Consider the following 26234-nt stretch of genomic DNA (forward strand, 5'->3'; position numbering starts at 1 on the left):
TCGCAAGTGATCAGCCACCACGCCTATGCCGTCGAGCCCTGGTGTCTGCGCGAGACCGAGCTCAACCTGGACGTACTGGCCCAGAGCGAATCCGTCTTCTCGGTGTCCAACGGGCATGTCGGCTGGCGCGGCAACCTCGACGAGGGCGAGCCGCACGCCCTGCCCGGCAGCTATCTCAACGGTGTGCACGAGCAGCATCCGCTGCCGTACGCGGAGGGCGGTTACGGATTCCCCGAGTCCGGCCAGACGGTCATCAACGTGACCAACGGCAAGCTGATCCGGCTGCTGGTCGACGACGAACCGTTCGACCTGCGCTACGGGCGGTTGCGCTCCCATGAGCGGGTGCTCGATCTGCGTACCGGACTGCTCCACCGCGTCTGCGAGTGGACCTCACCGGTCGGCAAGGCGGTGCGGGTGCGCTCCACCAGGATGATCTCCTTCAGCCAGCGCGCCATCGCCGCGGTCGCCTACGAAGTGGAGCCGCTGGACGACCGGACCAACGTGGTCGTGCAGTCGGAGCTCGTCGCCAATGAGCAACTGCCCACGCTCAGCGGCGATCCCCGGGTCGGCGCCGCCCTGGAGTCATGCCTGCTGCCCGAGGAGAACTTCGCGCGCGACCTGCGGCTGCGCCTGGTACACCGTACGGCGGCGAGCGGGCAGCGGGTCGCGGCCGCCGCCGACCACGTGGTGCGGGGCCCCGGATCCACCCGTACCTCCGGCGAGAGCACGGATGACGTGGGCCGCGTGACCGTCACCGCCGTGCTCGACCCCGGCGAGCGGCTGCGCGTCGAGAAGTTCGTGGCGTACGGCTGGTCCGGATTCCGCTCGCTGCCCGCCGTCCGGGACCAGGTCGAGGCCGCGCTCAGCAGTGCGCGCAACACCGGCTGGCAGGGCCTGGTCGACCAGCAGCGGGAGTTCCTCGACGGCTTCTGGCACCACTCCGACATCGAGGTCGACGGTGACGCGGAGATCCAGCAGGCCGTGCGCTTCGCCCTCTTCCACGTACTCCAGGCGGGCACCCGGGCCGAACAGCGGGCGATCCCGGCCAAGGGCCTGACCGGCTCCGGCTACGACGGACACGCCTTCTGGGACACCGAGGCGTTCGTGCTGCCGCTGCTCACCTACGCCTCGCCGAACTGCGTCGCCGAGGCCCTGCACTGGCGGCAGAACACCCTGCCCGCGGCGCGGGAGCGCGCCCGGCAGCTCGGACTGCGGGGTGCGGCCTTCCCATGGCGCACGATCGACGGCGCGGAGTGCTCCGGGTACTGGCCGGCCGGAACCGCGGCCTTCCACATCAACGCGGATATCGCGGCGGCCGTCGTGCGCTACGTCCGGGCCTCCGGCGACACGGACTTCGAGCGGCGGACGGGGGTGGAGCTGCTGGTGGAGACGGCCCGGCTGTGGCGCTCCCTCGGCCATCACGACTCCGGGGGGCGCTTCCACATCGACGGCGTCACCGGCCCCGACGAGTACAGCGCGCTCGCGAACGACAACGCGTACACCAACCTCATGGCCCGGGCCAATCTGCGGGCCGCGGCGGATGCGGCCGAGCGCCACTCGGCGGAGGCCGCGGCGCTCGGTGTCGACGAGGCGGAGGCCGCCGCATGGCGCGATGCCGCCAGGGCGATGTCCGTGCCGTACGTCCACGCGCTGGGCCTCCATGAGCAGTCGGCGGGCTACACCGGGCTCGACGTATGGGACTTCGAGGGCACGCCACCCGAGCACTATCCGCTGATGCTGCACTTCCCGTACTTCGACCTGTACCGGAAACAGGTGGTCAAACAGGCGGACCTGGTGCTGGCGATGTTCCTGTGCGGCGATGCCTTCGAACGCGACCAGAAGGCGCGGAACTTCGCCTACTACGAGCCGCTGACCGTCCGGGACTCCTCGCTGTCGGCCTGTGTGCAGTGTGTGATGGCCGCCGAAGTGGGCCATCTGCGCCTGGCCTACGACTACTTGGGCGAGGCCGCGCTGATGGACCTGGCCGACCTGGAGAAGAACACCCGCGACGGACTGCACATCGCCTCGCTGGCGGGCACCTGGATCGGACTGGTCGCCGGTTTCGGCGGGCTGCGCGACTACGGGGACGTCCTGTACTTCGCGCCCCGGCTTCCCGAGAGCCTCCACCGGCTGGCCTTCTCGCTGCGGGTCCGGCAGAGCTGTCTGCGGGTCGACATCACGGGCTCGCAGGTCACCTATGCGTTGCGGCAAGGCGACCCCGTCCGGATCAGCCACGGCGGCGAGCTCATCACCCTCTCCGAGGACACCCCGCAGACCCGCCCGCTCGCCCCGCCGACCGCCCTCCCCGAGCCCGCCCAGCCACCGGGCCGACGGCCCGGACCACGCCGCTGACGCCCCGAACCGCGCCCGGCAACGTCACGTCCGAATCCCGCCAGCGCGACGGGGGCCGTTCACCCAGGATGGTCGGCAGCAGACCAGTGAGGACGGTCCCGTCAATGATGCGTCGCCCTGCCGCGCCACGGCCCGAAGCCGTACCGGAGCAGGCCCCTCCGCCCGGCACCGGGTCACGTGGGGCGCGGCCATGGCCGCTGCTGGCGGTGTTGCTGGCCGCGCAGTGCGTCGCCAACGTGGACACCGCCATCGCCAACATCGCGGTGCCGTCCATCCAAGCCGATCTCGGTGCCTCCGGTGGTGAGGCCGGACTCGTGATCTCCGGCTATGTGGTCGCGTTCGCGGTGCTGCTCGTCACCGGGGCGCGGCTGGGGGCGTCACACGGCCACCGCCGCGTCTTCATCCTGGGGATGGCCGTGTTCACGGCGGCCTCGCTCGCCTGCGCCGCCGCCCCGGACCCCGTCGTGCTGATCGTCGCCAGGGTCGTCCAGGGCTCGGGAAGCGCGCTGATGGTGCCCCAAGTGCTCAGTGGCATCCAGCTGCACTTCACCGGCCGGGACCGGATCAGGGCCATGGGGTACTACGCCATCGCCCTGTCCGGCGGCGCCGTCGCGGGGCAGAGCCTCGGCGGTGTGCTGATCGCGGCCGACATCCACGGAATGGGCTGGCGCCCCATCTTCCTGGTCAACGTGCCGCTGGGGCTGCTGCTCATCGCCGCGGCGACGCGCTTGATGCCCGCCGACGACACCTCTCGCCGGACACAACGGCTCGACGTGCGGGGCATGCTGGTCCTGTCGACGGCCGTCATGCTGCTCATCGTGCCGCTGATGCTCGGCATGGACCGCGGGTGGCCGGTCTGGACATGGCTGTGTCTCGCGGCGGGTGGCCCGGCGTTCGTGGTGTTCGGACGGGGCCAGCGGCGGCTGTCCGCCGCCGGAGGACGGCCGTTGATCGCCGAGCGGGTGATCCGGGAACCGGCCGTGCGCTGGTCCCTCGTGGCACACGGGGTGACCACCATGACCTACTGCGCGCTGCTGTTCGTGCTGGCGCTCTACCTCCAGGACGGCCTCGGACGCGGACCCGCGTACGCCGGGCTGGCGATGGTCTCGTGGGTCGCCGCGTTCGGCACCGCCGGTCCCCTGCTGGCCCGCCTCCCGCGGAGCGGCGGGTCGATCCCCGCGCTGGGCTGCCTGATCCTCGCGGTCGCCTACGCCTCGGTGTGCGGCTACCTCCTGACCGGCCACCGCACCGGACCTACGCTGTTCGCGCTGCTGGGAGTCGGCGGACTCGGGCTCGGCATCAGCTCCAACTCCCTCATCGGCCTCATGACGTTCGCCCTGCCCAACCGCTACGCCGCCGACCTCTCCGGCGTCATCAGCACCAACGGCCAGCTGTGCGGGGCACTCGGCGTCGCGGTCCTGGGCAGCGGATACCTGGGTCTGGCCCAGGGCCATTCGCTCCCCCACGCGGCGCGGGCGTTCGAGGCGGTCCTGCTCGCCTCCGCGGCGCTCTCCTCGCTCGCCGCCGTGGCGGCGCGCAGAGCCACGCGCGCCGCGGAGGCCGGTGCGTAACGGCGGTGGGCTCGTCCGTTCAGGTGGTGACCGAGTAGGAGTGGGCCCCTGCCCCCGTCAGGGCGCCCCCGTCGACGATCAGGTACTCGTCGCGGATCGGACGGCCCGCCAGCCAGGACTCCAGGATCTCGCGGGTACCGGCCGAAGCGGCGCCGGCCGAGTTCGCCGGAGACGCTGCCGAGGAGGTGGCCCGGGGTGAAGCCGGTCGCCTCGGGAGTGGGCGCGGTCTGGCCGCCCGGGTAGTGGCCGATCGGCGGGAGGTCGTCGCGGGCGTAGGAGGTCGGGTATCCGTCGGTGGGGTCGTCGTACAGGACGCAGAGCACCTTGGCCATGGTCGCGGCTCCTCAACTCCGTTGCTGCCTGGCGCACTTCACGATCCCCGGAGTCATTCGCCCCGGTCAAAGCGATCCTCGCTATGGCGGCATAGCCCGCATCTATCAGCCGCGCCCGCCGAGGCAGGGGTGGAGCGGCTCGGCCACCAGCCGCGCCCGCCCAGGTAGGAGTGGAGCAACTCGTCCAGCGCGTCCCGCACCCCCGCCTCCCGGGCCACCGTCAGCAGCGCCTCGGCGAGCACGGACGGAGGATCGTCCTTGCCGGTGGCCAGGCCGACCCGTGGCCCGCGTACGGGGCCGTCCAACGGCACCACCCGCATCCCGGCGGGAACGCCGAACATGCGCAGCCAGGCGTGCGAGATCACACTGGACCAGCGCCCGCCGCGGAGGTGTGCGTACAGCCCCGCCACGCCGTCCGACTCGATCGCGGGCGTGGCGGTGGCGCCGTCGGCCGCGAAGTACCCGTTCATGATGCGGCGGTTGCGCATTCGCGGGACCAGCAGGCACAGGACACTGACCCGGGCCCGTGGATGGCGTTCGCAGAACGGGCTGGTCAGCAGGGACGCGGCAGGCAGCGCGGTCGGTATGACCCCCAGGCGCAGGGTGCCGGTCAGGCCGCCGCGCAGGGCCGAGAGTTCCTGGAGCAGCGCGTCCCGCTCGGCCAGGATGCGAGACGTAGCAGGAGGCCGCCGCGCGGGCGAAGTGCCGCTCCCTGGCGAGCGCGACGAGGTACTCCAGCTGACGCAGCAGCATGCACGGCCTCCGTGGGAAGCGAGGGACCCTTACGCCCGGCGCGCCGCCGAGGGCCGCCGGGGACGGTCACAAGGTGAGCAGTTGCTCGTGGAACCCGCCGAACCCCCGCTCCCGGTCGATGAGGTGGATCTCCAGGATCCAGTGGCAGCGACGCCCGGTCTTGTCGGTGCGCCGCAGTGGTGTGCCGTTGCCGGGCGTGATGTACGACTCCACGTCCGCGCCGCCGATCGTCTCGTGCGGGAACTCCCCGACCAGATGCCCCGCGTGCCAGCCGCCCAGCTCCCAGCCGGCCTCGGCGGCCAGGCGGCCGACCTCGGCGTGCAGCCGCTCGCCGGTGATCTCCGGGTCGCCCTCGAAGAAGGCCTTCCCGGCGGCGAACACCCTGGGCAGATCGTCCCGCAGCCGGTGCTTGCCCGGGTCGTCGCCGAGGACGAACGTCCTTCCGAAGTCCGCCTCGTACTCCTCGAAGATCGGTCCGAAGTCGGCGAACGCGATGTCGTCCGTGCCGATCACCCGGTCGGGCGGATTCTCCCGGTACGGCAGGAGGGTGTTCGGCCCCGAGCGCACGATCCGCTTGTGCCAGTGCCGGGTCGCACCGAACATCTCGTTCGCCAGGTCCCGGATCCGGTCGCTGACCGCCCGCTCCCCCTCCCCGGGCGCCACCAGCCCGCGCTCCTCGATCTCCGCGAAGAGCCGCACGGCCTTCGCCTGGGCATCCACCAGCCGTGCCGCGCGGGTTCCTTCGTCGTCAGCCATGGGGCCGAACGTAGCCATCTGGATCACTTCCGGCAACGCGGGCCCGCCGAGTTTCGCGTCAGGTCAGGCTGTGGCGTGCGACGGTGAGAAACTCCGCCTTGAACGGCTCAAGGCGCTCGCCCAGGCTCCCCTCCCCCCGTTCCTGCCAGACCGCTTGGTTGAGGGCGCGGGCGTAGGCGGCTGTCGGCGCGTGAAGACCGGGGGCGCACAGCAACTCGACGCCCTTCTCGGCTATGCGCAGTCCGTCCATCGCCGGTCTGGCCGTCGCGTACCACTCATCGCCGACATCCCATCGCGGCGGCCGCGCATGCGCCACGCCCTCGGCCTCCAAGGCGCACCGGATGAACTCCAGCAGGGTCCTGATCTGCTCGGCACGCCGCTCCTCCACCAGCGTCGCGGCCCGTCTCCGCCCCTCGGCCCGTTCGGCCGCTCGCTGCGTCGTGCGCTGGGTCAGATAGGTCAGCGCACCACCCACGGCCACACCGGCCATCGAAATCGCCGGGGTCCACAAGTCTCCTGCCATGGCCGACTACTACCAGCCCGCGCCCGCCGGCCGCCGCTGTGCGGATGTGCTCGCTCACGGGTTCCACGGGCGCGGAGTGATACTCGTGCGGTCGGACGACGGCCGTCAAACTCCGCGAGCTGTGCGGCTACTCCTGGTCCAGTGAGGCCCAGAAGCGGGTCAGAACCTCGGCACCACGGCGCGGGTCATGCGTCATCCACCAGTGGCCCAGCCCGTCGAGGACCTCCACCCGGGCACCGGCCCGGCGCGCACCGCGGCGGCGCTGTTCGACGGTCCCGACCACGTGGTCCTCGGTGGCGAGCACCACGAGCCCCGGCCGCCGGGCCGCGTTCTCCAGGTCCCGGCCGAGTTCGTTCATCACCGGTCGCGTGGCGGAGGTGTAGAGCGCGATCACGGCCCGGCCCATCGCCTCGTTCTGGCCCTCGGCGACCCGTTCGGCCACCGCCTCGCCCATCCCCCGCTCGACGAGCGTCGCGATCCGCCGCTCCAGGGGCGCGCCGAAGCGTTCGGCCACATCGGCCTCTCCGACTCCCGGGGTCTGCCATCGCTGGGCGAGCTCATGCCAGACGTAGTCGGGATCGTAGACCCCGATCGTGTCGCTGACCCAGCTGCGCACGAGGTCCGGGCGGCTCATGACCGCGTTGAGGACGTGTCCGCCGCCCCAGTCGTGGCCCACCAGGTCGACGGGCTCGGTGAAGCGGGTCAGCTCGCCGATCAGCCAGTCGCGATACTCCAGGACGGTCGCCCCGAACCCGGTCGGCAGCGGTGCGCCGAACCCGGGCGGGGACAGCCGGACCAGGCCGTCCGGAGCCGCACCGGCGGCCTCCAGTTCGGCGATCAGGAGGTCCCAGACGGCCGCCGTCTCGGGGTTGCCGTGCACGAAGACGGCGGGCATCAGGCCACTCCCCCCTGGATCGGAACGGTGGGTTGCAGGACCGATTCCACCAGCGCCTCCGCACGGAGATGGGCCACCGCCCGATAGTCGGGGTCACGGGCCATGTCGGCGAACGCCTGGCGGCTGGGGTAGCGCACCAGGAGCACCGCGTCCCATGCCTGCCCGTCCTCGGCGACCAGAGCACGGCCGCCGTTCCCCAGGTACTCCACCCGCAGTCCGTACCGCCCGTGGATCTCCGAGCCCAGCGCCTCCGTGTAGCGCTGGTAGCTCTCGCGGCCACCGTCGGGGCGGAACCGCAGCAGGTTCAGCATCACCACGGGGCCGCCGGGGTCCTCGGCCAGCAGCGCGTCGAGGGCCCGCTCATCCATATCGATCACCAAAGCCTCCTTCAGATGAAGAGCAGCCTATAAACTTGTTGGTCAACACGCAAGTTAATCGGGCCGGCCGGACCGGCCCGAGCCCGGGACACACGCCGTCCGCCGGGACACACGCCGTCCGCCGCGCCATGCGGTGGAAATGAAGACGGGGCCAAGGCTTTCCCACCGGTTCACCAACGCCTGATGGTTTGGGGTCCGTTGTCATCAGCACCTGTCGTCCTGACGTTTCAAGGAGTTGCTCCTATGCACAGACCCTCCCGTCGTCACCTCACCCTCGCCACGGCCACGGTTGTCGCGGCTGCCGCCGTGGCCGCCACCACCTCCGCCGGCGCCTTCGACAGCACGGAGCAGGCCCGGAGCGCCATCAAGGGCGGGAAGGCGAGGAACGTCATCCTGCTGATCGGCGACGGCATGGGTGACTCGGAGATGACGCTGGCCCGTGACTACACGGTCGGGGCCGACGGCCGGCTGAACCTGGACAAGTTCCCGCTCACCGGCGCCTACACCACCTACGCGGTCCACGCCGACGGCACCCCGGACTACGTCACCGACTCCGCCGCCAGCGGCACCGGCTGGGCGACCGGCCACAAGACCGTCAACGGACGCATCTCCAAGACGCCGGGCACCGACAAGGCCGTGCCGACGATCCTGGAGCTCGCGCAGAAGAACGGATACGCCACCGGCAGCGTCACCACCTCCGAGCTCACCGACGCCACCCCCGCGGTGCTCGCCTCCCACGCCACCGACCGCTCCTGCCAGGGCCCGGCCGACATGGCCAAGTGCCCCGCCGACACGATCGCCGCGGGCGGCCCCGGCTCGATCGCCGAACAGTCCGTGAACCACAAGGTCGACGTCCTCCTCGGCGGTGGCAAGGCACGGTTCGACCAGAAGGTCACCGACGGCACCTTCAAGGGCATGACCGTCACCGAGCAGGCACGGAAGCTCGGCTACCAGGTGGTCACCGACGACGCGGGCATGAAGAACGCCAAGCCCGGCAAGCCCGTACTGGGCCTGTTCGCCTCCGGCAACGTTCCGGTGGAATGGACCGGCAAGGCGGCCGCGGCCGGCGGAACGGCCCCTCAGCGGTGCGTGACCTCCAACTCCGGCCGCCCGGCGGCCACGCCGAGCCTGGCCGACTCCGCCACCAAGGCGATCCAGCTGCTGGAGGCCAAGCGGAAGCACTCCGAGAACGGCTTCTTCCTCCAGGTCGAGGGCGCCTCCATCGACAAGCAGGACCACGCGGCCGACCCGTGCGGCCAGATCGGCGAGACCGCCGCCTTCGACCGCGCGGTGAAGGTGGCCCGCGACTACGCCGCCAAACACCCGGACACCCTCGTGGTCACCACCGCCGACCACGGCCACACCAGCCAGATCGTGCCGCTGGAGGCCACCCCGCCCGGCCTGTCCTCCACCCTCGTCACCGATGAGGGCCGGCAGCTCAAGGTCAACTACTCCACCAACACCCCGGGGCAGTCCCAGGAGCACACCGGCACCCAGGTACGCATCGCCGCCCAGGGGCCCGAGGCGTACCGCGTCCTCGGGGTGACCAACCAGACCGACCTGTTCACCACCGTCCGCGAGGCCCTGCGCCTGCGCTGACCGCGCACGCCGGGGAGGGGGCGCCGTGGCGGCACCCCCTCCCCGGCATGCGCCACCTCACCGTCCCAACTCGCGGTGGGCAGCACGGTGCTCGGCGCGCTGGGCGCGCTCGACCGTGGCCACGGCCAAGGGCTCTCGAAGCCGGTGTCGGCCCAGCTCTTGAAGATGGCCGGAAGCGATTCCGTGGCATCTTGGCGGCGAGCCATGGGCGCCACGGGCAACCACGTCCAGGCCGGCATCACGCTGACCAAGTACGAGGACCACGCCAAACCGTCGCCGGAGGCCTTCGCGGCCCCCGACGGGCAGCGCCTGGTCGCGGCGGAGTTCACGATCCTCAGCACCGGCGACGCCACCTACGACGGCCCCGGCAACCTGGGGGCGAAGGTCATCGACTCGGCCGGGAAGGTGTACGCCGGTAAGCCCGGCGACCCCACCGCCGGTGAGTCCCTGGACCTCACCGTGATCCTCCAGCCGACCTGTGTTTGTCACCCACCGCCGCCCAGGTCCGGCCAAAGTTGTCGGCCCGCGAGACGTGTGCCCGGACACCGGGCCGGCCCGGTCGCCAACCCCATTGCCCTGCGCAAGCGGCTGCTGCGGGCGTCCTCACCGGCCCAGGTGCGCTTCGATGAAGGAGTAGTCGTCCGCCGTGGGAACGATCCGGTCCAGGATGAAGCCGGCGCTGGAGAACAGCTCCTGCCACTCGGCCGCGTCGCGCTCCTTCCCGGTGGTGAGGGCGAGCATGGTCAGGTCGATCAGCTTGGTGGCGTGCGGTTCGTCGCCGGGCGGCACCACGCCTTCGATGACAACGAGCCGTGCACCGGGCGCCGCGGACTCCTTGACGGACTCGAGGATGCGCACGCAGGAGGCGTCGTCCCAGTCGTGCAGGATCGCCGCCATCACATAGACATCGGCTGACGGCACCGAGACGAAGAAGTCACCTGCGACGACGTCAATGCGCTCGGCCATCCCGCACTCCTCGATCTTCTTCCGCGCGCCCGGAAGGATCTCGGGCAGGTCGAAGAGGATTCCTCGGCGTGCGGGCTCGGAAGCAAGGAGACGGCTCAGAATCGTGCCGTCGGCGCCACCGATGTCGGCAACGACGTCACCCGCGGGAAGCCGGTAGCCGTGGAACATCCGGTCGCGCATCCCACCGACGAGGCCGGCCATGCCCCTGTTCTGCAGCTCGGCCATGCGGGGATCCGCGACGATCCAGTCGAAGAACGGCTTCCCGAAGTAATGCTGGGCGGCCGGCTCTCCGGTGTGCACGGTGTGCAGAATCTCGCTGAACGGCAGATAGTGCGTCTCCATCCAGTACAGCGCGACGTCCCTGAGCGAGTCCGGACGCCGAGTGGACAGAGTGGCGCCAAGGGGTGTCAGCTCCACCATGTCCTCGTTCGGCTGATGGAAGATGCCGAGCGGGGCGAGGCTCCGAACGATCCGGCGCAGCATCTCGGGCCGCGCACCGCACCGCGCGGCCAGCTCCGCGACCGCGATGGGTCCGTCCTCGAGTTGTGAGGCGACATCCAACTTGGCGATCACATAAAGCGCCTGGGAGATCTGGAACCCCGCGAGGAGCTGAAGCATCTGCAGCGAAGGCGGCGGTTCGTGCGGCGCCTCGGTACCGTCCGTGTATTGCGGTTGGGTCTTTTGCATCGTGATTTTTTCCATCGATCGATCGAGAACAGCCAAGCGGTGCCTGGCCAGTTGGCGACGGGCGCCGCACGAGTCTTGGATTGGTGAACCTACGGGCGGGCAGGTGTGAGCGCCAGGTTCATCGGGCCGGAAGATTGCGGAATAAATTCTGGCTGGGCCGGTCTCGCCCGATGCGCCACGCCCAAGCACCGAAATCACATCACCACGAGCCGAGCCGAGCCGCCAGCGGTTTCAGTACGCCTTCATCGCCGCCGGGTCCGCGGCGGATTGCCGTCCGCGGACGGAATACCAAGGGCGCGCGCCACCAACTGCCCTCGGCTGCGCACGCCGAACTTGGCGAAGATCGACTTCAGATGATCCTGCACGGTGTATTGGGACATGGTCAGGGCGGAGGCGATTCCGACCGACGACCGACCGGAGATCACCTGTTCCAGGATCTCCTGCTCCCGCGCCGTCAGCTCGTACGCACGGGCCAGTGTTCGGGTGATGTCGGAGAGCGGTGTCGGCTGGATGACGATCGAGGCGCCACTGTCCGGCTCCCCGTTCAGCGTCGAACCCCACAACGACAGCCAACGTCCGGTGCGGTCCCGCACCCGCAGATACGCCTCTTCGCCCCGCCCGGCTCGGGCGGCCGCCGCCACCTCGTGGAGGGGCAGCGTGCCGAGCCCGTGCAGCCAGTACCGCGCCGTCTCATTGGCGACCACGGTGCGGCCGACCTGGTCGAGCACAAGCACGCCCGGGCCGGGCACGCCCTGTGCCGCGGGCGGCGACGTGTTGACGCAGGCGCGGCGCAGGGCTACCGCGACCGGCCGTGACAGCGCGCCTACCAGCGACGCCTCCCGCGGAGTGAAGTCCGTCCGCTCCCCCCGCCGGAACAAGGACACCGCGCCCCAGCACTCACCGTCCACCAGGAAGACGGCACGCAGTTCGTGCTCGGCATTGATGATCGGCAAGACCGTGTGGAAGCGGAGGCTCCTGCGCGGATCACCGCCCGCGCTGCGGCTGAGAATTCCGACCGTGCGTCCAGTCCGCGCCAGATCGGCGAACTTGTCCACGTCGGCCTCGATGTACTCGTTATACGACGCGAGCGCCGCGTTACCGGGCGGGATTCCTGCGGAGATGTCATCAGTGATGAGCAGCGTCCACGGGTCGATGGTGCCGAAACAGAACGCGTCGCAGCGGACGTCCTGGCGCAACCGGGCCATCACCTGGGAACGCAGCGTCCGCGAGTCCAGGCCGAGCCGGCATATCCCCTCGATGTCGCTCTGCAGCCTGTGCACCGGGAGAGTGTAAGCGCTGCTCCCCGAATGATTTTCGGGTCGGGGACGCCAGAGCGCGCGGACAGCAAGCGCCACAACGCCGCGCTCGTCTGCCGCACGCGCCGCGCTCGTCTGCCGCACGCGCCGCCGCGCCGACGCCCTGCGCGCCATGCCCAAGCACCGCGCCCCCTACCAACGCGTTTCCCAGATTTCTGGGATTCCAGGAACCGCAGTTCCCGCATAGCGTCGATCGAACGATCAGCCGGAGAGTGAAAGGAACGCAGTGAGTTCTCCCTATGTGGCCCAGGTCGGCGAGCATGAGCAACTGGAGTGGCTCGGCGGTGGGACCATGGAGGTTCTGCTGGACGCCAAGCACACGGGTGGCCATCTGAGCGTGTTCCGATCGATCGTGCCGACCGCTACGGCTTCCCCCGTGCATCTGCACCCCGACGAGGATGAGATCTTCGTGATGCTGCGCGGCAGCGGGCTGATCTGGGCGGGTGACCGCCGCTTCGAACTCCACGCGGGCGGTGTCGCCTTCTTGCCCCGCGCCGTTCCTCACGCGTACCGGTTCACCTCGGACGACGTCGAGATGCTCGCGATCGCCACTCCCTCGGGCATGGAGGGTTTCCTCCGCGATGCGGGCTGGGACCGATCCCGGCCCAAGCCGCCCGGCTGGGCCGTGACCCCCGAGGCCCTGCGCAGGTCAGCCGCCACCAACGGGCAGGTGGTACTCGGGCCCCCGCTGGCCACCGACGAGATGATTCCGGCCGCTCTCCTCGATGCGCATCACTGACCGGGAACGTATTCAGGGATATGCCGAGCGGAATGCGATGAGCGACATCAACCCGCGAGACCAGTTGAATCATGAACGGGTGCCGTTCGCCCCGGTGCCGGCTGAAACGATCACGGAATGGGAGCCGGGCACCTTTCTGGAGAACCTCGCGCCCTTTCCGCCCGGCGGCTGGCTGGTCACCGTGCCGTCCCACCGCCGGATCGACCTTGTCACAGGTGACGGCCGACGCAGCACCTTCGCGGAACTCGCCTCGGTACCCACCGGAATCGTCACGGACCGAGACGGCGCCTGGGTGATCTCCGGAACCATAGGCGAGCCCGGCTGGTGCCTCGATCGGGTGCGCCAGGGCGAGGTGACGCACGCCTGCGACCTTCCCCAGCTGCGTTTCGGCAACGGAATGGCCCGGGACGGCCGGCGGCTGCTGATCGCGGACTCCGCGCTCGGCACCGTACTGGCCGTCGATCTCGACACGCGGCGAGCCGCCCAATGGATCCACCACGAACTTTTCACCCCGCTGGAACAGGCGGTCGGCGTCCCCGGCATCAACGGGATCACCGTCGCCGGGGATTACGTCTTTCTGGCCAACAGCGCGCGTGCGCTGCTACTGCGCGTACCGGCCGCCGCCACCGACACCACGCACCTCGAGATCGTGGCCGAGCGCCTGTTCGCGGACGATTTCGCGGTGCACGACGACGGAACCCTCTACCTGGCCACACACATTTTCGACAGCGTGCTGCGGCTGACTCCGGGCGGACGACGCACGGAGATCGCCCGCGCCGACCAGGGCGTCGAGACCTGCACCTCGGTGGCGATCGATCCGGCGAACCCGGACACCCTGTGGGTCACCGCCGCGGGCGAGCGCTTCGGCAGCGGCGGTCGCGACAAGCCCGCCCGGCTGATCCGGCTGAAGACCAATCCGTCTGCCGTTCCCACCGGAACCTCGGGCTCGAGCTGAGCTACGAGCCCGGAAAACAACTCGTGCGGGCCGAGGCAACGCTCGACCCGCCCAAATCGGGGAAATGCTACGTGTCCGAGGACCGACACGCACCATACGTACACGCCCGTCTTGCGGGGAGAGCTGCTTCTGTCGTAGCCACGTGGGCGAGTACTCGGCGGGATTCACACCGAAGGAGTGTGGAGTCTTCCCTCCCCAGATGTCTCACCACGCTTCGTCGCCGGAGTCTTCGGCGAGGTGCCCATGATGGCGGTAAACCATTTCGTCGGGGCGGCGCGTCACTCGGGCCGGCCGCCAGGCCGCGTCGTAGGACATGCGGCCGCGTTATTGAGCCCGAAGCCGTAAGGCCAGGAGACTGGTTGCCGGGTCGAGCAGCCAGCGCAGGGCGGGTAGCTTCATCGGGCCGTGCCCCCTCAGCGATGGGGCGCGGCTCTTCCCCGTCACCGCGGACACTTTCGGGCGAATCAGCGACTGAGGCACAGCGCAGCAGGCGGACGCCGCATCGGCCCGGGCCGGGTGTGACCGGCCTGTTCGGCCAGCTGCCCCCGGCCGGTTACGCGCCAACCCGCGCGTCATCAAACGCAAGGTGTCCAATTGGAAACTCAAGCGCACTCAGCACCACGACCCGCCTCGGCCGGACACGCCCTGCGTGACGCCGATGGGACCGACGAAGCCCCGGACCGACCCGCCGGAAACCCACCTAAATCACTGGTATTGCCCCTAGAGGGCCGAAGCCGCCCTCGCCCACCCGGCGTCGCGACTGTTGACGCACCCAGGCCGTAGCCGGTAACTGTTTACCAGCCACTTTCAAACCGGTTTAGAAGTCGGCGTGCACCAAGCCGAAGCCGTGACCGAACCAGCGCCCCGAAGACCTCGTCAACCGACGCACGCCCCCCCACGGCAGCGTTGTCAGGATCTGGGCGCGCCCGAAGGAGTCCGCATGACGGAAAACGGAGTCGCACCCCTGCCCGATCGACGTCGCGTCCTACTCGGGGGCCTCGGGATCACCGCCGGTGTCGCCGGGCTGACGCTGTCGGTGCCGGCTCTCGCGCGGGCTGCGGAGGCCGGTGGGAGTCGAGCGGTCACGGACGACCTCCAGCTCATCATCGAACGCCTGCAACAGCGGTTTCTTGCCCAGGGCGACCAGGTGAGGATCGCCAATGGCATCTTCCTCGCCCGTACGTCCGAGGCCCTGGCCTATGTCGAGTCCCTGCGCGCCGACGGCTCGTGGCCCGATGTGGACTACGACGACACCACCAGTTCCGCCAACGGTCGGGTCTGGTCGCCCTATCACGCGCTGTACCGCATGATCGCAATGGCTCACGCCTACCGTGACCCGGATGCCGCGGGCTACGGCAAACCGGAGCTGATCGAGGCCCTGAACCGTGCGCTTCTCTACTGGGACGGTGTCAAACCGACCAGCACGAACTGGTGGGAAGTCGAGATCGGCAAGTCGATGGCCATGGGCCGGGTGTCGATCTTCGTCGGCGACGAACTCAGCACCGAGGCGCGGGAGGTGACCTACGCCCACAACACCGGCCGCCTGGACCCGGCCGGGGCGAACGGCTCCTGGAGGACCGAGAACTACCTCTATGAGGCCGTCGCGAAGCACGCGACCGCCGACATCGAGCAGGGTTACGCCACCATGTCGCAAACGGTCGCCGTCGACAGCAGCGGTAAGGTCACCGAGGCCGTGCAGGTGGACTCGTCCTTCTGGGCACATGGGGCGCAGCTCTACAGCGAGGGCTACGGCATGGCCCTGTTCACCATCGTCGCGGCCTGGGCCGATGTCGCGCGCGGCACCAGCTTCGCCTTCTCGCCCGAGGACATCGACGCCATCGCCTTCTACATCCTCGACGGGACCCGCTGGCTGATCCGCGGGGAGATCGGGATGATGTATCTCGGGTACCGTCCCCCCAATACCATCGATGGCATTACGAGTTACGCGGCCGACTTCCTCGAGCCACTCGACCGGATGGTGCGGGCCGATGAGAGAAACTCGGCGGCGTATCAGCGGCTAGCCGACAATATCCGCGGGAAGATCCGGGAGAACGGCGTCACCGGGCATAAGTACTTCTGGCGCTCGGAGTTCTCCTCACATCTGCGGGACGCGTATGGAATCTTCACCAGGGTCAATTCCCCTCGTATGAAGGGCAGCGAGTACCGCTCCACCTTCCGGCCCGAAGTCGGCAACGAGATCGACTGGAATGCGGCGGGAGCCACCGCGATCCAGGTCACGAACCGGGAATACGATGACCTCGTACCCGCCTTCGACTGGTTCCACTACCCGGGTGTCACCGCGCCTTACACCAAGGTGCTGACGCAGTCGAGTCCCGCCAACCGCGGCAGCTTCACCGGCGGCGTCTCCGACGGGCGTTACGGAGCAAGCATCTTCACCCTCGACCGGTTCTCGACGACCGGGCGCAAGAGCTACTTCTACTTCGACGATGAGATCGTCGCGCTCGGCGCCGGGATCAGTTCCACCTCGCAGCACGCCGTCCATACGACCGTCAATCAGGGAGCGGCCCGGCCCAATGCCTCCGTCGGTGGCAAGGCCGTACGCCCGGGGACCGATTCAGCCGACACCGGCGCCTCATGGGCGTACAACGACGAGATCGGCTATGTCTTCCCGGAGGGTGGGCCGTTGAAGGTCTCGAACAAGGAGCAGACCGGGAGCTGGCTCGACCGTGATCCGGTGAAGCGGAATGCCTTTACCCTCTTCTTCGACCACGGCACCACCCCGGACGGAGCCAAATACGCCTACGTCCTCCTTCCCGGCGCGACACCCGAAAAGGTCCGCTCCTATGCGGCCAAGCCGGTCGTCAAGATCCTGCGCAACGACGAGCAGGTCCAAGCGGTCCGCCACCCGCGGCTGCGGCTGACGATGGCGACCTTCCATGCCGCGGGCTCCCTCGACCTGGGATCAGGCCGCACGCTGCGGGTCGATCAGCCCGCCATCATCATGCTCGACGAGGACGGCAGCTCCGCCGTGGTGAGCGTCGCCAACCCCGACCAGCCCGGCCTGACGGTCTCCGTCACCCTTGCCGCCCCCGGCCGCACCCGTCGTGCCAGCTTCCCGCTGGGCGCCGGCCCGAACCTCGGCAAGACGGTGACGCAGCCCCTCAGGTGACGCGAAGCGCAGACACAAACCGGCTTGCGGCCGACGGCTTCTCTCCGCCGGCCGCAAGCCGGCCCCACCACCGCCGAGAGCCAGCGCAACGTTGTGAACCACCTGCGGGTGCGACGTACGTCGCACCCGAGCCCCGGCCCAACAGCCCGTGCCGCACCCCCAACGGTGAAGAGCCGGTTCACAGAGGTCAGAGGCGTCAGTCCGCGGTCCGCTCCAGAGCAGCCACGCCGATCGCGCTGTCCGCCATCCCGTAGAACACATAGACGGCCCCCGCGATGCGCTCGACCGCGGTCGGGAAGACAACGTTGCCAAGCGTTCCTACCGTCTCCTCGCGGGTCTCCGGAGACAGCCACGGCTCCTGCGAGCGCGCCAGCACCCGCGCCGGATCGTCCGGGTCCAGCAGCATGCCCCCGGCCCGGTAGACGGCGCCATGGCTGAGCTCAAAGCCCCTCGCGACCGGACCGGTCACACCGTGGTGGATGAGCAGCCAGCCCTCGGGCACCCGGAGCGGCGGCGGACCCGCACCGATCTTCGCCGCCTCGAACGGCATCTCCGGAGCGGCCACCGGAGCGGAGTGCCGCAGCGAGGTCAGCGCCGAAAGATCGCGGCGGGCCGCCTCGGCGTCCACGTACGCGATCCAGATCGACGGGCGGCCGTCGGCCACCCCGGCCGGGGCCGGGGTGCCCTCGCCCGGGCGCAGCCAGTCCAGGTCCCACATCGGCCGGTGCAGCATCGCAAAGCTCGCACGGCCGTCGGGGCCGGGCACGATCTCGGGGAAGAAGACAAGGTCTTTATTGGGGAAGAAGTTCAAGTCGGTGGACAGGTGCGACTGATACGTGAAATGCAGTGGGCCCAGACGGCGCCAGCTGATCGTGTCCGTAGAGACGGCCAACGCGGGCCGCGGGCCGAGCGGACCGTAGGCGACGTACGTCATGACGTGCACGCCCAGGTCGGGGATGAAGGTGATGCGGGGGTCCTCCACGCCGGCGTTGTGTGCACCCCGCTCGAAGCCTTCGTCCGGGGACAGCACCACGCCCTGGCGCTCGACGCCGACCGGTACGCCGTCTTCGATCACGACACGGGCGCGGCCGATCCGGGAGACATTGCCTGCCGCGACCATGCGGGGGAAGAGATAGAGCTCGCCGTCGGGTCCCCAGGCGGTGGCCGGATTGAGGACGCCCTCGGCCTCCAGGGGGTCGGTGGGGTCGGCGTTCATGAGCACGCCGACCCGGTTCAGTGCATACGGGAGCGCGCTTTCGGTGTTGAGCCGGGTCATACCTAGCCTTTGATCGCGGATCCGAGGTTGGCGGAGGTGAAGTGGCGCTGGAAGAGCAGAAAGAGGACGACGGCCGGCACCGCCAGCACGCAGGCACCGGCGAGCACAGCGCCCATGGGATTGGCCTGGGAGGTGGAATTGGCCTGCGAGAAGTTCGCCAGGCTGACCGCGAGGGGCTGCATCCCCTGGTCCTTGGTCACCAGGAACGGCCAGAGGAACTCGTTCCACGGGCCGATGAAGGTCACCAGCATGGCTGTGAGAATCGCCGGGCGCACCAGTGGCACCGCTACGGAGCGCAGGATGCGCAGCTCACTCGCTCCGTCCATGCGTGCCGCGTCGAAGATCTCGCGCGGGATCTGGAGGAAGTACTGGCGGAAGATGAGCACGGCGACGGAGTTGATGGCGAACGGCAGGATCATCCCGGCGTAGCTGTCGGCGAGGCCGAAGTAACGCACCACCATCACGTACAGCGGGATCATCAGCAGCTGGAACGGGATCGCCTGGACCAGCAGGACGAGCGCGAACACCAGGCCGCGGCCGCGGAAGCGCAGGATCGCCAGGGCGTAGCCGGCCAGCAGGCCGAAGACCAGCGTGCAGACCACCACCCCGACCGTCATGATCAGCGAGTTGGCCAGGGCGCCCAACAGGCTGAACGAGTCGTCGATACCGGCGAGGTTGTCCAGGGTCAGGTTGCTCGGCTTGGGCAGCAGGCCGCCGAGGCCGGTGTCGCGCTTCTTCTGCAGCGCCCCGATGAGCATGTAGTAGAACGGCAGCAGCGCGGCGATGGCGCCGAGGCCGAGTGCGGCGTAGCGCAGGATGCGCAGGGTACGGGCCATATCAGTCCCTCTCCATGACGCGCCGGGCGACGGTCGCGATGATGAGCACGCCGGTGACGAGAATCAGTCCGATGGCGGCCGCGGCATCCGGCTCGCCCTGCTCGATGCCCCGCTGGTACACCAGCAGCGCGGGGGTGAGCGAGGCGCCGCTCGGGCCGCCGCCGGTGAGCAGGAACGGCTCGGTGAAGATCTGTCCGGCGGTGATGATCGACAGCAGGATGACGAGCGAGGTGACGGGCCGGACGGCCGGCAGGGTGACGGCCCGGAACGCCTGCCAGCGCCCGGCTCCGTCGGTCAGTGCCGCCTCATGCAGCTCCTTGGGCACGTTCTGTAGCGCGGCGAGGTAGAGCAGGATGTAGAACCCGAGCTGCTTCCAGGTGACGTAGACGGCGATGAGCGGCATCACCAGGTGCTTGTTCGCCAGCCAGGACGGGTCCGGGGCCCATGGGCCGAGGACGTTGTTGACGGCACCGGAGCCGTTGAACAGAAACAGCCAGACCGCCAGCGTGGCCACCGAGGCCGTCACGTACGGCACGTAGTACGCCACCCGGAAGAAGCCGCGCCAGTGAGTCGCGGCATTCAGTGCCGACGCCAGCACGAGCGCCAGCACCACGGTCAGCGGAATGTTGATCGCCATGAACAACCCGAGGTTGGCGAAGGCGCGCTGGGTCTTCTCCTCGCCGAGGACCTCGGTGAAGTTGTCGAACCCGACGAACGGGTGCGGCACGGAGACGCCGGGCGCGGTGAAGAAGTAGTCGTGGAAGGCCATCCACACGCCGACCCCGAACGGGATGATGAACACGACCAGGACGTAGGCGGTGTACGGCGCGGTCAGGACGAGCCCGAGCGGGCTGTTGCCCAGCCAACGCTCGAGTCGCGAGGCGCCGGGCCGGTGACCCGGGATACGGCGTTCGGGTGCGGCTGCCGGCGGTGCGTGCCGGGTCGATGGCCGGGGTCGTCGGCCGCGGGGCGGATCACCTGCGGCCTGGGTCCCATCGCGGCTGTCGCGGAGTGATTTCATGGTGTGCCTCGTCAGCCGACGATCTGGTCGTCGATCTGCTGCGCGGCCTTGTCAAAGGTCGACTTCACATCGCCCTTCCCGGGCAGTACCGCGTCTTCCCAGGCTGTGCGGAACGTCTTCCACACCTCGGTCGAACCAGCGATGTTCGGCACGTCCACCGCCCGCGGCACCGCGTCGGCGAAGGGCTGGTAGAAGGGATTGTCCTTGAGATAGCCGCCCGCGACGGCGGCCACGTCACTGCGGGTGGGGAACTGCCCCGTCTCCTCCAGCAGCGCCGCGTCGTTCTTCGCGCTCATCGAGAACTTGGTGAATTCCCAGGCGGTCTGCTTGTGCTCGCACGAGGTGAACAGGCCGACGTTCTTGGAGTCCGCGAACGTCGATGTCTTGTCTGCCGGTATTCCCGCGGCCGTGGGCAGCGGCAACACGCCGTACTTCACCTTACCGTCGAACTGTCCCTTGCCCCACGGCCCGGCGATGCCCATGGCGGCCACCCCGTCGGCGAACGGGCCCGCCCACATGTCGCCGCTGTACGCCTCCGGGGACGAGTAGCCGCCTGCGTACATCTGCTGCCAGAAGCCGAGGGTCTGCCGTCCGGCCCTGGAAGTGAAGGTGGCCTTCTTGTCCTTCACCAGTTGCTTACCGCCGGAGTTGGCCAGGTACAGCGGATAGAAGTCGAACAGCGCATTGGTGTAGTCACTGGTCGCCGGCGGATACAAGGCGAACTTCGCCGCCTTACTGCTCTTGATCTTCTTCGCCACGGCCAGCACATCGTCATACGTGTTCAGCTTCGGATTCTCGGCGTCCAAGCCGGCCTTTTTGAAGACGTCCTTGTTGTAATAGAGCATGAACGGGTTGGTTTTCCACGGCACTTGATACAACTTGCCATCCGGGGAACGGAGGCCGTCCACGGCACCGCCGGAGCGCTTCTTGATGAAGGACTCGGCATCGCCGAAGGTGTCCGAGAGATTGACCAGGCCGCCCTGCTTCTGGAATGCGGCGACCGCCGCCGGAGCGGTGTTGTAGACGAGGCACGGGGTGTTGCCCGCGGTGATCGCGGCCCCGATGACATCTTCGGTGGACTTGCCCGACGGCACCGCCTTGGCGGTGACCTTCTCCTTGGTGTGCTCGGCGTTCCAGGCAGCCACTGTGGCCTTGGCCCAGGCCTGCTCCTGCTCGTTCGTCGAGTACCAGATGTCGATCGGTCCCGAGGTCGGCTTGCCGCTGGCGGCGTCGCCCGAACCGCAGGCGGACAATGGCAGGACAAGCGCCGCGGCGGCGGCCAGCCCCGTAGCACGCGGAAAACGCCTCATTATGCCCAACTCCTTTCCATGCGGGTGATTGAGGGTCCGAAGCGACTCCCCTCTCGTCGCCGCCGGCCCGCCCCGCCAGAATGATCACCGCGGGGTTACGAGCGTCATCAAACCGGTTTAATATCTAAGCGTCAAGGACGGGTGCGAAACGTTTCGGTAACCTGGGCGGCGCAGTTCTGCCACCCAGGAGCCGTACGTCCCGAATCAGTGGAAGGCGAGGCGGTATGGTGCGGGGCCAGGACAAAGCGGGTGGATCGGCGGGCGGTTCCCGCCAGGCGATGCCTCCGCCGTCACGCCGGGGCGGGGGCAGCCGGCCGACGATCGGTGATGTCGCCGCGCTGGCCCAGGTCTCCAAGGCGACGGTCTCCTTCGTCATCAACGACCGCCCCGGGGTCAGCCCGCAGGCGCGCCAGCGGGTCCTGGACGCGATCGACCAGCTGGGCTGGCAGCCCAACGCCGGCGCCCGGGCGCTCTCCACCAAGCGGTCCCAGACCCTCGGCCTGGTGATGCGCCGACCGCCGGAACTGCTGAGTACCGACCCGTTCTTCCCGCAGTTCGTCGCCGGCATCGAGACCGGCCTCGCGCCGCTCGGCTACGCGCTCGTACTACAAGTCGTCCCCGACGAGGAAACCGAACGGCGGGCGTATGAGCGGCTGGCCCGTGACGGTCGGGTCGACGGCGTGTTCCTCACCGATCTGCGCACCGACGACCCGAGGCCGGCACTCGTGACGGAGCTGGGCATCGACGCACTGATCGTCGGGCCACCGCAGCACGGCGGCCAGGTGCCGGCCCTAGGGGTCGACGACGGCAGCGGGGTGCGGCGTGCGGTCAGCCATCTGCGCTCACTCGGCCACCGGTGGATCGGACACGTCTGCGGCGCCGCGGGGTTTGTGCACACCGAGGCCCGGTGCGACGCCTGGCGCGGTGCGCTGGCGGATGCCGACCTGCCCGAGATCCCGCCCGTGGCCGCGGACTTCACCGGCGCGGCCGGTGCCCGGGCCACGCATCAGCTGCTGGACCTGGACCGGCCACCGACCGCCATCGTGTACGCCAACGACCTGATGGCCATCGCCGGGATCACCACCGCGACCAGCCGCGGGCTGCGGGTCCCCGAGGACCTGTCGGTGGTGGGCTTCGACGACATCCCGCTGGCCGACTGCATCGCGCCACCGCTGACGACGGTGCGCCAGGATGTGCTGACCTGGGGGCGCGCCGCCGCGCAGGCGCTGGTTTCGCTCACCGAGGGAGGAGAGTTCCAGGCTGCCGAGCTCCCGCCGGTGGAATTCGTGGTGCGGGCGAGCACCGCGCCGCCGCGGACTTGAGTGTCGAGCCGTGAGCGGGGGCGGGCAGCAGGCTCTCGGCTTCGGCCGACCGGTACCGTCGACGTACCCACTACGAGCGAGGCGGTCAGAACGGTCATATCGACCGCCCCGCTGCCATCGATGACGTCCAGAAGCAGCCGGGCGGCCTCCTCGCCCGGCAGGCGTACTCGTTGAGCTCGGAGAGCAAACCGTCCGCGTCATCCCGTTGCGGCCGTAGTACTGCATCCACCCCGCCACCCGTGGGTTGACCCACCGGGCGAGATCGTTGAAGGAGAGGTCTGCCCGAGGCCTCCCACGCCTCCTTGACTTCCCACTTCGAAATCTCAAACGACTTGGCCTGTGACTTCAACTGGTCCACCGAATTCCTCCCGGGCACCGCCCGGTTGACGCGATCAACTCAGCCACGAACGACCCGGCCCCTTCGCTCCGCCCCCGTTACAGGGGCTTCACCACTACTACGAGCCGGTCCGCCGGCACCTGGCCTCGGTACTCGATCCCTTGCAGTGTCGGCTGCTTGGGACACTCCCTCTCACCCGCCGTCCAGACGGGCAGCGGCAAGGCGCGCCTTCTCCTGTTCCATGCGGAAGAGCGCCGCCGCGGTGATCGCCAGCGCGGCCCGCGGCGAGACGGCGGCCAGCAGTAGCCCGCCGACGCCGAACCCGGGGACCAGCTCAGACCCACGCTTGGAAGGTAGGACAAGCTTAGCTGTAGGGCGTGGTGATGAACTCGGCCAGGACCGTGCCGCCGGGGTCGAGTGTGTACAGGCCGCGCCCGCCGAATAGGTGGTTGATCTCGCCTTCGCGGATCTTGACCGGGTTCGGCCAGAAGGGGACGGAGTTCTTCTTGAGGCGGGCCAGGATCGCGTCGAACTCTTCGTCGGTTACGAGGAATGCGATGTGGCTTTCGTTGATGCGGTCGGCGGGGACCAAGTCGTCGGCGAAGTCGATGCCGACGTTGTTTGATGTGTTGACCTGCGTGAACCGGCCGTAGTCGAAGGGGGCGGGGGCGGCCATCAGGTCGGCCAGGAACGCAGCGGACTCTCTCCGGTTACGGCAGTGGACGATGAAGTGGTTCAACTCGTTCGGCATCTTGGGCCCTTCAATGTGAGCGGTCCGGCGCCCTGGTTGTGCTGTTCGGGGAGGTGAGTTTGTCCCCGAGGATGTCGGCGAGCAGGTCGATCTGGTTCGGGTCGGTGTCGTTGCCCACGAAGACGAGTTCGTCGAGTCCGGCTGCTTCGTGGGCGGTGACGGTTGCGTCGATCACGTCGGCGGTGGTGGCCGCTGCGTCGATGACGGTCCGGACGTACTCGGGGCCGGCGAAGGCGTAGTAGTCGTTGACGGCGCGGGCGAGGGATCGGTGTGCGTGGCCGCCGAGGGCGAACATCGCCGTGGCCCTGGTGCGCGGACGTCCTTGCCTGCCTGCCTCCTTCCAGCGGCTGTGGAGGCGGGTGGCGAATGTGATGAACTCGTCGATGTCTCCGCCGGTTCCGGCGATCCATCCGGTGCCGTGGGAGGCGATACGCCGCAGCGTCGCCTGCGACGCGCCGCCGAACCACAGTGGCGGCCCTCCGGGGGTGACCGGGGCCGGACCCACCTCCTCTTCACCCCGCCAGATGGCGGTGACGCGTTCCACCAGTGTGTCCAGGGCACGCCCTCGAGTACTGAAGTCCAGGTGGCTCGCCCGGTAGTCGTCTTCGCGGGCTCCGGGAGCGAGACCGAGATGCAGCCGTCCGGCGCCCGCGATCCGGTCCAAGGTCGCCGCGGCCTTGGCGAACAATGCGGGGTTGGTGTGCAGCGGGGCCAGCAGCACGCTGGTGACCAACCGGATGCGTTCGGTGGCCCCGGCTGCCGCGGCCAGTGTGATCAGGGGTTCCGGAGTGGACCAGGCCAGTCGGTCGCTGGCGATCAGCGAGGCGAATCCCCGCTCCTCGGCCCGCCGCGCCCACGTCACCAACGTACGCTCCTCGACTCCGGTGACATGACCCGGCAGCCCTACGCCTATCTCCATTTGCCGTGTCTCTTCCTCGATAACGGACCGGGGGGTGCGTGTCCTTCCACCGCTGCCGCCTGTGCTTCGTCGACAGCAGCGGAAGGCGTTGCCCGCCCGGCCTCATGACGTGCGTCGGGGTATTTTCCGTTTTCGGTGGCTCAGCTGTTGAGCGTGCCGCCGTACTCCTCCGGGACGAGGTCGGCCTGCTCGGCGCCGCTCCTGATCAGATCGAGGATTGTGTCGGCGGCGCCCTCGGGCGACTGGGGTACCAAGCCGCTGGAGCCTTCCATTTTCAGCGCGCCTGCGACGTCGCCGCGGACCGTCCTGACGAACTCGGTCTCGGTGATCGACGGGAACATCATCGACACGGCGATGTTGTCGTCGGCGAGTTCGACGCGGGCGATAGCCGAGAGCTTGGCGAGGGCGGCCTTGGAGGCGGAGTATGCGCCGGATCCGGGCAGCGACGACCAGATGATCCCGGAGCCCACGTTCACGATGGCCCCGGCTCCCTGCTTGCGCATCTGCGGAAGGACGGCCTGCGTCGCGGTCAGGGGTGCGACGAGGTTGAGTTCGAGGACGGCCCGGAAGTCCTCGGGGTCGATGGCGTCGACGGTCGCCTGCAGCCCCTGGCCTGCGTTGTTCACCAGGACGTCGATCCGCCCGAACTTCTCGATCGCGGCTTCTACGGCCGCCGCGACCTGGCCCCGGTCCGTCACATCGCATGGCACGGCCAGGGCCACGGACTCGCCGAGTTCCTTGGCGAGCTGTCGGATGCGTTCCTCGCGGCGAGCGAGGAGCACCACGCGCGCACCGGCGCGGGAGGCGGCGCGTGCGGTGGCCCCTCCGATGCCTGACGACGCTCCGGTCACGAGTACTACGGCTCCGCTGATGTCCATAGGGGATTCCTCATCCATGAGTCGGTGGATTGCCTGAGCAGCGCCACGGCCTTCGAGGCGCGGGGGCGTCCGCCATTCAATGCTATCAATTGACAGCTATCAAGCGATAGGAAGGTATCCTCGTGGCATGAGCGACGTCAAAGCCGCCAGTCTCCACGAGCTGGCCGACCTGGTCTTCGCCGTGGCGCGGCAGCTTCGGCCCCCGGCGGACCCCGCCTTCGAGCCGTGCACACCGATCGAGATCAGCGTCATGCGGTTCATCCACCACCACCCCGGCACGTCCGCGCGAGCCGCGTCGGAGGCGACCCTGCTTCCGTCGAGCAACTTCAGCCGGGTACTGCGCGGCCTGGAGAAGAGGGGGCTCGTGGATCGCGTCGTGGACGACCGCAACGCCCGAGGCGTGCGCCTGTACCCCACCGACAAGGCCCACCAGAATCACCAGATCCTCCGCGACAACTGGGACCGGACCCTCCGGGGCATCATCGACGACCCCGCCACCATCGAGATCGTCAATGCCACGCTCCGGCGTATCGAGGATGAACTCATAGCCCGGCGCAGCGGGACGGACGCCGATGGCGCTCAATCCGACTAGCCCCGGGCTTTCGCGCGCCCAGCAGACTGGAGGTCTTGATG

Annotated in this window: 22 protein-coding genes and 2 pseudogenes; 9 read left to right on the forward strand and 15 right to left on the reverse strand. The window is 69.1% G+C overall.

The window, feature by feature from the left end:
* Positions 1 to 6: 6 nt before the first annotated feature.
* Together LIV37_RS11960 and LIV37_RS11965 are read left to right on the forward strand one after the other, a co-directional pair.
* On the forward strand, positions 7 to 2352 hold the full coding sequence (locus LIV37_RS11960) for a glycoside hydrolase family 65 protein (RefSeq protein WP_020867377.1): 2346 nt from the start codon (positions 7 to 9) through the stop codon (positions 2350 to 2352).
* A 104-nt stretch (positions 2353 to 2456) separates the two neighbouring features.
* Positions 2457 to 3923, forward strand: a complete 1467-nt coding sequence (locus LIV37_RS11965; RefSeq protein WP_243146355.1) for an MFS transporter — start codon at positions 2457 to 2459, stop codon at positions 3921 to 3923.
* Between the two features lie 143 nt (positions 3924 to 4066).
* On the opposite strand, the pseudogene LIV37_RS11970 reads toward LIV37_RS11965, so the two are convergent.
* The 6 genes and pseudogenes from LIV37_RS11970 to LIV37_RS11995 form a co-directional block, all read right to left on the reverse strand.
* Positions 4067 to 4255: pseudogene (locus LIV37_RS11970) on the reverse strand (NAD-dependent formate dehydrogenase); the annotation flags it as partial.
* A 53-nt stretch (positions 4256 to 4308) separates the two neighbouring features.
* A complete protein-coding gene (locus LIV37_RS52510) occupies positions 4309 to 4725 on the reverse strand; it encodes a type 2 periplasmic-binding domain-containing protein (RefSeq protein WP_407077177.1) in 417 nt (138 codons plus the stop codon).
* 349 nt (positions 4726 to 5074) lie between these two features.
* Positions 5075 to 5764, reverse strand: coding sequence for a M24 family metallopeptidase (locus tag LIV37_RS11980; RefSeq protein WP_020867380.1), 690 nt, complete (start codon positions 5762 to 5764; stop codon positions 5075 to 5077).
* A 58-nt stretch (positions 5765 to 5822) separates the two neighbouring features.
* The gene (locus tag LIV37_RS11985) at positions 5823 to 6287 is read right to left on the reverse strand and encodes a hypothetical protein (RefSeq protein ID WP_121825574.1); all 465 of its coding nucleotides are present in this window, start codon (positions 6285 to 6287) and stop codon (positions 5823 to 5825) included.
* Positions 6288 to 6414: 127 nt separating this feature from the next.
* The gene (locus LIV37_RS11990; RefSeq protein ID WP_121825573.1) at positions 6415 to 7182 is read right to left on the reverse strand and encodes an alpha/beta fold hydrolase; all 768 of its coding nucleotides are present in this window, start codon (positions 7180 to 7182) and stop codon (positions 6415 to 6417) included.
* Entirely contained in the window at positions 7182 to 7550 is a 369-nt protein-coding gene (locus LIV37_RS11995) for a DUF1330 domain-containing protein (RefSeq protein ID WP_214663403.1), read from the reverse strand. Before LIV37_RS11995 ends, LIV37_RS11990 begins: the two co-directional genes overlap by 1 nt.
* Before the next feature lie 252 nt (positions 7551 to 7802).
* Here LIV37_RS11995 and LIV37_RS12000 point away from each other — a divergent pair, with 252 nt between their 5' ends.
* Both LIV37_RS12000 and LIV37_RS12005 read left to right on the forward strand, forming a co-directional pair.
* Positions 7803 to 9158, forward strand: coding sequence for an alkaline phosphatase (locus LIV37_RS12000; protein WP_020867383.1), 1356 nt, complete (start codon positions 7803 to 7805; stop codon positions 9156 to 9158).
* A 475-nt stretch (positions 9159 to 9633) separates the two neighbouring features.
* Positions 9634 to 9717: pseudogene (locus tag LIV37_RS12005) on the forward strand (site-specific integrase); the annotation flags it as partial.
* 44 nt (positions 9718 to 9761) lie between these two features.
* On the opposite strand, the gene LIV37_RS12010 reads toward LIV37_RS12005, so the two are convergent.
* Together LIV37_RS12010 and LIV37_RS12015 are read right to left on the reverse strand one after the other, a co-directional pair.
* The gene (locus LIV37_RS12010; RefSeq protein ID WP_020867384.1) at positions 9762 to 10811 is read right to left on the reverse strand and encodes a methyltransferase; all 1050 of its coding nucleotides are present in this window, start codon (positions 10809 to 10811) and stop codon (positions 9762 to 9764) included.
* 242 nt (positions 10812 to 11053) lie between these two features.
* A complete protein-coding gene (locus LIV37_RS12015; protein ID WP_020867385.1) occupies positions 11054 to 12091 on the reverse strand; it encodes a LuxR C-terminal-related transcriptional regulator in 1038 nt (345 codons plus the stop codon).
* A 262-nt stretch (positions 12092 to 12353) separates the two neighbouring features.
* Between LIV37_RS12015 and LIV37_RS12020 the strand changes: the two genes are divergently transcribed.
* From LIV37_RS12020 to LIV37_RS12030, 3 genes are all read left to right on the forward strand, one after another.
* Positions 12354 to 12866, forward strand: a complete 513-nt coding sequence (locus LIV37_RS12020; protein WP_121825570.1) for a cupin domain-containing protein — start codon at positions 12354 to 12356, stop codon at positions 12864 to 12866.
* Entirely contained in the window at positions 12853 to 13821 is a 969-nt protein-coding gene (locus LIV37_RS12025) for an SMP-30/gluconolactonase/LRE family protein (protein ID WP_148717855.1), read from the forward strand. The genes LIV37_RS12020 and LIV37_RS12025 overlap by 14 nt, the downstream gene beginning before the upstream one ends.
* A gap of 940 nt (positions 13822 to 14761) precedes the next feature.
* Positions 14762 to 16951, forward strand: a complete 2190-nt coding sequence (locus tag LIV37_RS12030; RefSeq protein ID WP_020867388.1) for a polysaccharide lyase family 8 super-sandwich domain-containing protein — start codon at positions 14762 to 14764, stop codon at positions 16949 to 16951.
* A gap of 196 nt (positions 16952 to 17147) precedes the next feature.
* On the opposite strand, the gene LIV37_RS12035 is transcribed toward LIV37_RS12030, so the two are convergent.
* Genes LIV37_RS12035 through LIV37_RS12050 form a run of 4 tightly spaced genes read right to left on the reverse strand, consistent with a single transcriptional unit; the run spans position 17148 to position 21394 of the window.
* Complete coding sequence (locus LIV37_RS12035; protein ID WP_020867389.1) at positions 17148 to 18227, reverse strand: glycoside hydrolase family 130 protein; 1080 nt, start codon at positions 18225 to 18227, stop codon at positions 17148 to 17150.
* A 2-nt stretch (positions 18228 to 18229) separates the two neighbouring features.
* Entirely contained in the window at positions 18230 to 19063 is an 834-nt protein-coding gene (locus LIV37_RS12040) for a carbohydrate ABC transporter permease (protein WP_020867390.1), read from the reverse strand.
* 1 nt (position 19064) lies between these two features.
* On the reverse strand, positions 19065 to 20084 hold the full coding sequence (locus LIV37_RS12045) for a carbohydrate ABC transporter permease (RefSeq protein ID WP_020867391.1): 1020 nt from the start codon (positions 20082 to 20084) through the stop codon (positions 19065 to 19067).
* Positions 20085 to 20095: 11 nt separating this feature from the next.
* On the reverse strand, positions 20096 to 21394 hold the full coding sequence (locus tag LIV37_RS12050; protein ID WP_020867392.1) for an ABC transporter substrate-binding protein: 1299 nt from the start codon (positions 21392 to 21394) through the stop codon (positions 20096 to 20098).
* Positions 21395 to 21672: 278 nt separating this feature from the next.
* On the opposite strand from LIV37_RS12050, the gene LIV37_RS12055 reads away from it, so the two are divergent.
* Positions 21673 to 22716, forward strand: a complete 1044-nt coding sequence (locus LIV37_RS12055; RefSeq protein ID WP_121826089.1) for a LacI family DNA-binding transcriptional regulator — start codon at positions 21673 to 21675, stop codon at positions 22714 to 22716.
* Positions 22717 to 23417: 701 nt separating this feature from the next.
* Here LIV37_RS12055 and LIV37_RS12060 read toward each other — a convergent pair.
* The 3 genes from LIV37_RS12060 to LIV37_RS12070 all read right to left on the reverse strand — a co-directional run bounded on the left by LIV37_RS12060 (position 23418) and on the right by LIV37_RS12070 (position 25601).
* A complete protein-coding gene (locus tag LIV37_RS12060) occupies positions 23418 to 23804 on the reverse strand; it encodes a VOC family protein (protein WP_020867395.1) in 387 nt (128 codons plus the stop codon).
* 10 nt (positions 23805 to 23814) lie between these two features.
* Positions 23815 to 24723 (reverse strand): LLM class flavin-dependent oxidoreductase, encoded by a 909-nt coding sequence (locus tag LIV37_RS12065; RefSeq protein WP_020867396.1) that lies wholly within the window; start codon positions 24721 to 24723, stop codon positions 23815 to 23817.
* Between the two features lie 140 nt (positions 24724 to 24863).
* Complete coding sequence (locus tag LIV37_RS12070; RefSeq protein WP_020867397.1) at positions 24864 to 25601, reverse strand: SDR family oxidoreductase; 738 nt, start codon at positions 25599 to 25601, stop codon at positions 24864 to 24866.
* 127 nt (positions 25602 to 25728) lie between these two features.
* Between LIV37_RS12070 and LIV37_RS12075 the strand changes: the two genes are divergently transcribed.
* Complete coding sequence (locus tag LIV37_RS12075; RefSeq protein WP_020867398.1) at positions 25729 to 26193, forward strand: MarR family winged helix-turn-helix transcriptional regulator; 465 nt, start codon at positions 25729 to 25731, stop codon at positions 26191 to 26193.
* The last annotated feature ends 41 nt before the right edge of the window (positions 26194 to 26234 follow it).

The organism is Streptomyces rapamycinicus NRRL 5491 (assembly GCF_024298965.1).
Classification (GTDB): Bacteria; Actinomycetota; Actinomycetes; order Streptomycetales; family Streptomycetaceae; genus Streptomyces; species Streptomyces rapamycinicus.

What these genes read in the sequence shown, in the direction of transcription:
- LIV37_RS11965 (WP_243146355.1), top strand. Translation starts at nt 2,457, where the DNA reads ATGATGCGTCGCCCTGCCGCGCCACGGCCCGAAGCCGTACCGGAGCAG.
- LIV37_RS52510 (WP_407077177.1), bottom strand. Translation starts at nt 4,725, where the DNA reads ATGAACGGGTACTTCGCGGCCGACGGCGCCACCGCCACGCCCGCGATC.
- LIV37_RS11980 (WP_020867380.1), bottom strand. Translation starts at nt 5,764, where the DNA reads ATGGCTGACGACGAAGGAACCCGCGCGGCACGGCTGGTGGATGCCCAG.
- LIV37_RS11985 (WP_121825574.1), bottom strand. Translation starts at nt 6,287, where the DNA reads ATGGCAGGAGACTTGTGGACCCCGGCGATTTCGATGGCCGGTGTGGCC.
- LIV37_RS11990 (WP_121825573.1), bottom strand. Translation starts at nt 7,182, where the DNA reads ATGCCCGCCGTCTTCGTGCACGGCAACCCCGAGACGGCGGCCGTCTGG.
- LIV37_RS11995 (WP_214663403.1), bottom strand. Translation starts at nt 7,550, where the DNA reads ATGGATGAGCGGGCCCTCGACGCGCTGCTGGCCGAGGACCCCGGCGGC.
- LIV37_RS12000 (WP_020867383.1), top strand. Translation starts at nt 7,803, where the DNA reads ATGCACAGACCCTCCCGTCGTCACCTCACCCTCGCCACGGCCACGGTT.
- LIV37_RS12010 (WP_020867384.1), bottom strand. Translation starts at nt 10,811, where the DNA reads ATGCAAAAGACCCAACCGCAATACACGGACGGTACCGAGGCGCCGCAC.
- LIV37_RS12025 (WP_148717855.1), top strand. Translation starts at nt 12,853, where the DNA reads ATGCGCATCACTGACCGGGAACGTATTCAGGGATATGCCGAGCGGAAT.
- LIV37_RS12030 (WP_020867388.1), top strand. Translation starts at nt 14,762, where the DNA reads ATGACGGAAAACGGAGTCGCACCCCTGCCCGATCGACGTCGCGTCCTA.
- LIV37_RS12035 (WP_020867389.1), bottom strand. Translation starts at nt 18,227, where the DNA reads ATGACCCGGCTCAACACCGAAAGCGCGCTCCCGTATGCACTGAACCGG.
- LIV37_RS12040 (WP_020867390.1), bottom strand. Translation starts at nt 19,063, where the DNA reads ATGGCCCGTACCCTGCGCATCCTGCGCTACGCCGCACTCGGCCTCGGC.
- LIV37_RS12045 (WP_020867391.1), bottom strand. Translation starts at nt 20,084, where the DNA reads ATGAAATCACTCCGCGACAGCCGCGATGGGACCCAGGCCGCAGGTGAT.
- LIV37_RS12050 (WP_020867392.1), bottom strand. Translation starts at nt 21,394, where the DNA reads ATGAGGCGTTTTCCGCGTGCTACGGGGCTGGCCGCCGCCGCGGCGCTT.
- LIV37_RS12055 (WP_121826089.1), top strand. Translation starts at nt 21,673, where the DNA reads ATGCCTCCGCCGTCACGCCGGGGCGGGGGCAGCCGGCCGACGATCGGT.
- LIV37_RS12060 (WP_020867395.1), bottom strand. Translation starts at nt 23,804, where the DNA reads ATGCCGAACGAGTTGAACCACTTCATCGTCCACTGCCGTAACCGGAGA.
- LIV37_RS12065 (WP_020867396.1), bottom strand. Translation starts at nt 24,723, where the DNA reads ATGGAGATAGGCGTAGGGCTGCCGGGTCATGTCACCGGAGTCGAGGAG.
- LIV37_RS12070 (WP_020867397.1), bottom strand. Translation starts at nt 25,601, where the DNA reads ATGGACATCAGCGGAGCCGTAGTACTCGTGACCGGAGCGTCGTCAGGC.
- LIV37_RS12075 (WP_020867398.1), top strand. Translation starts at nt 25,729, where the DNA reads ATGAGCGACGTCAAAGCCGCCAGTCTCCACGAGCTGGCCGACCTGGTC.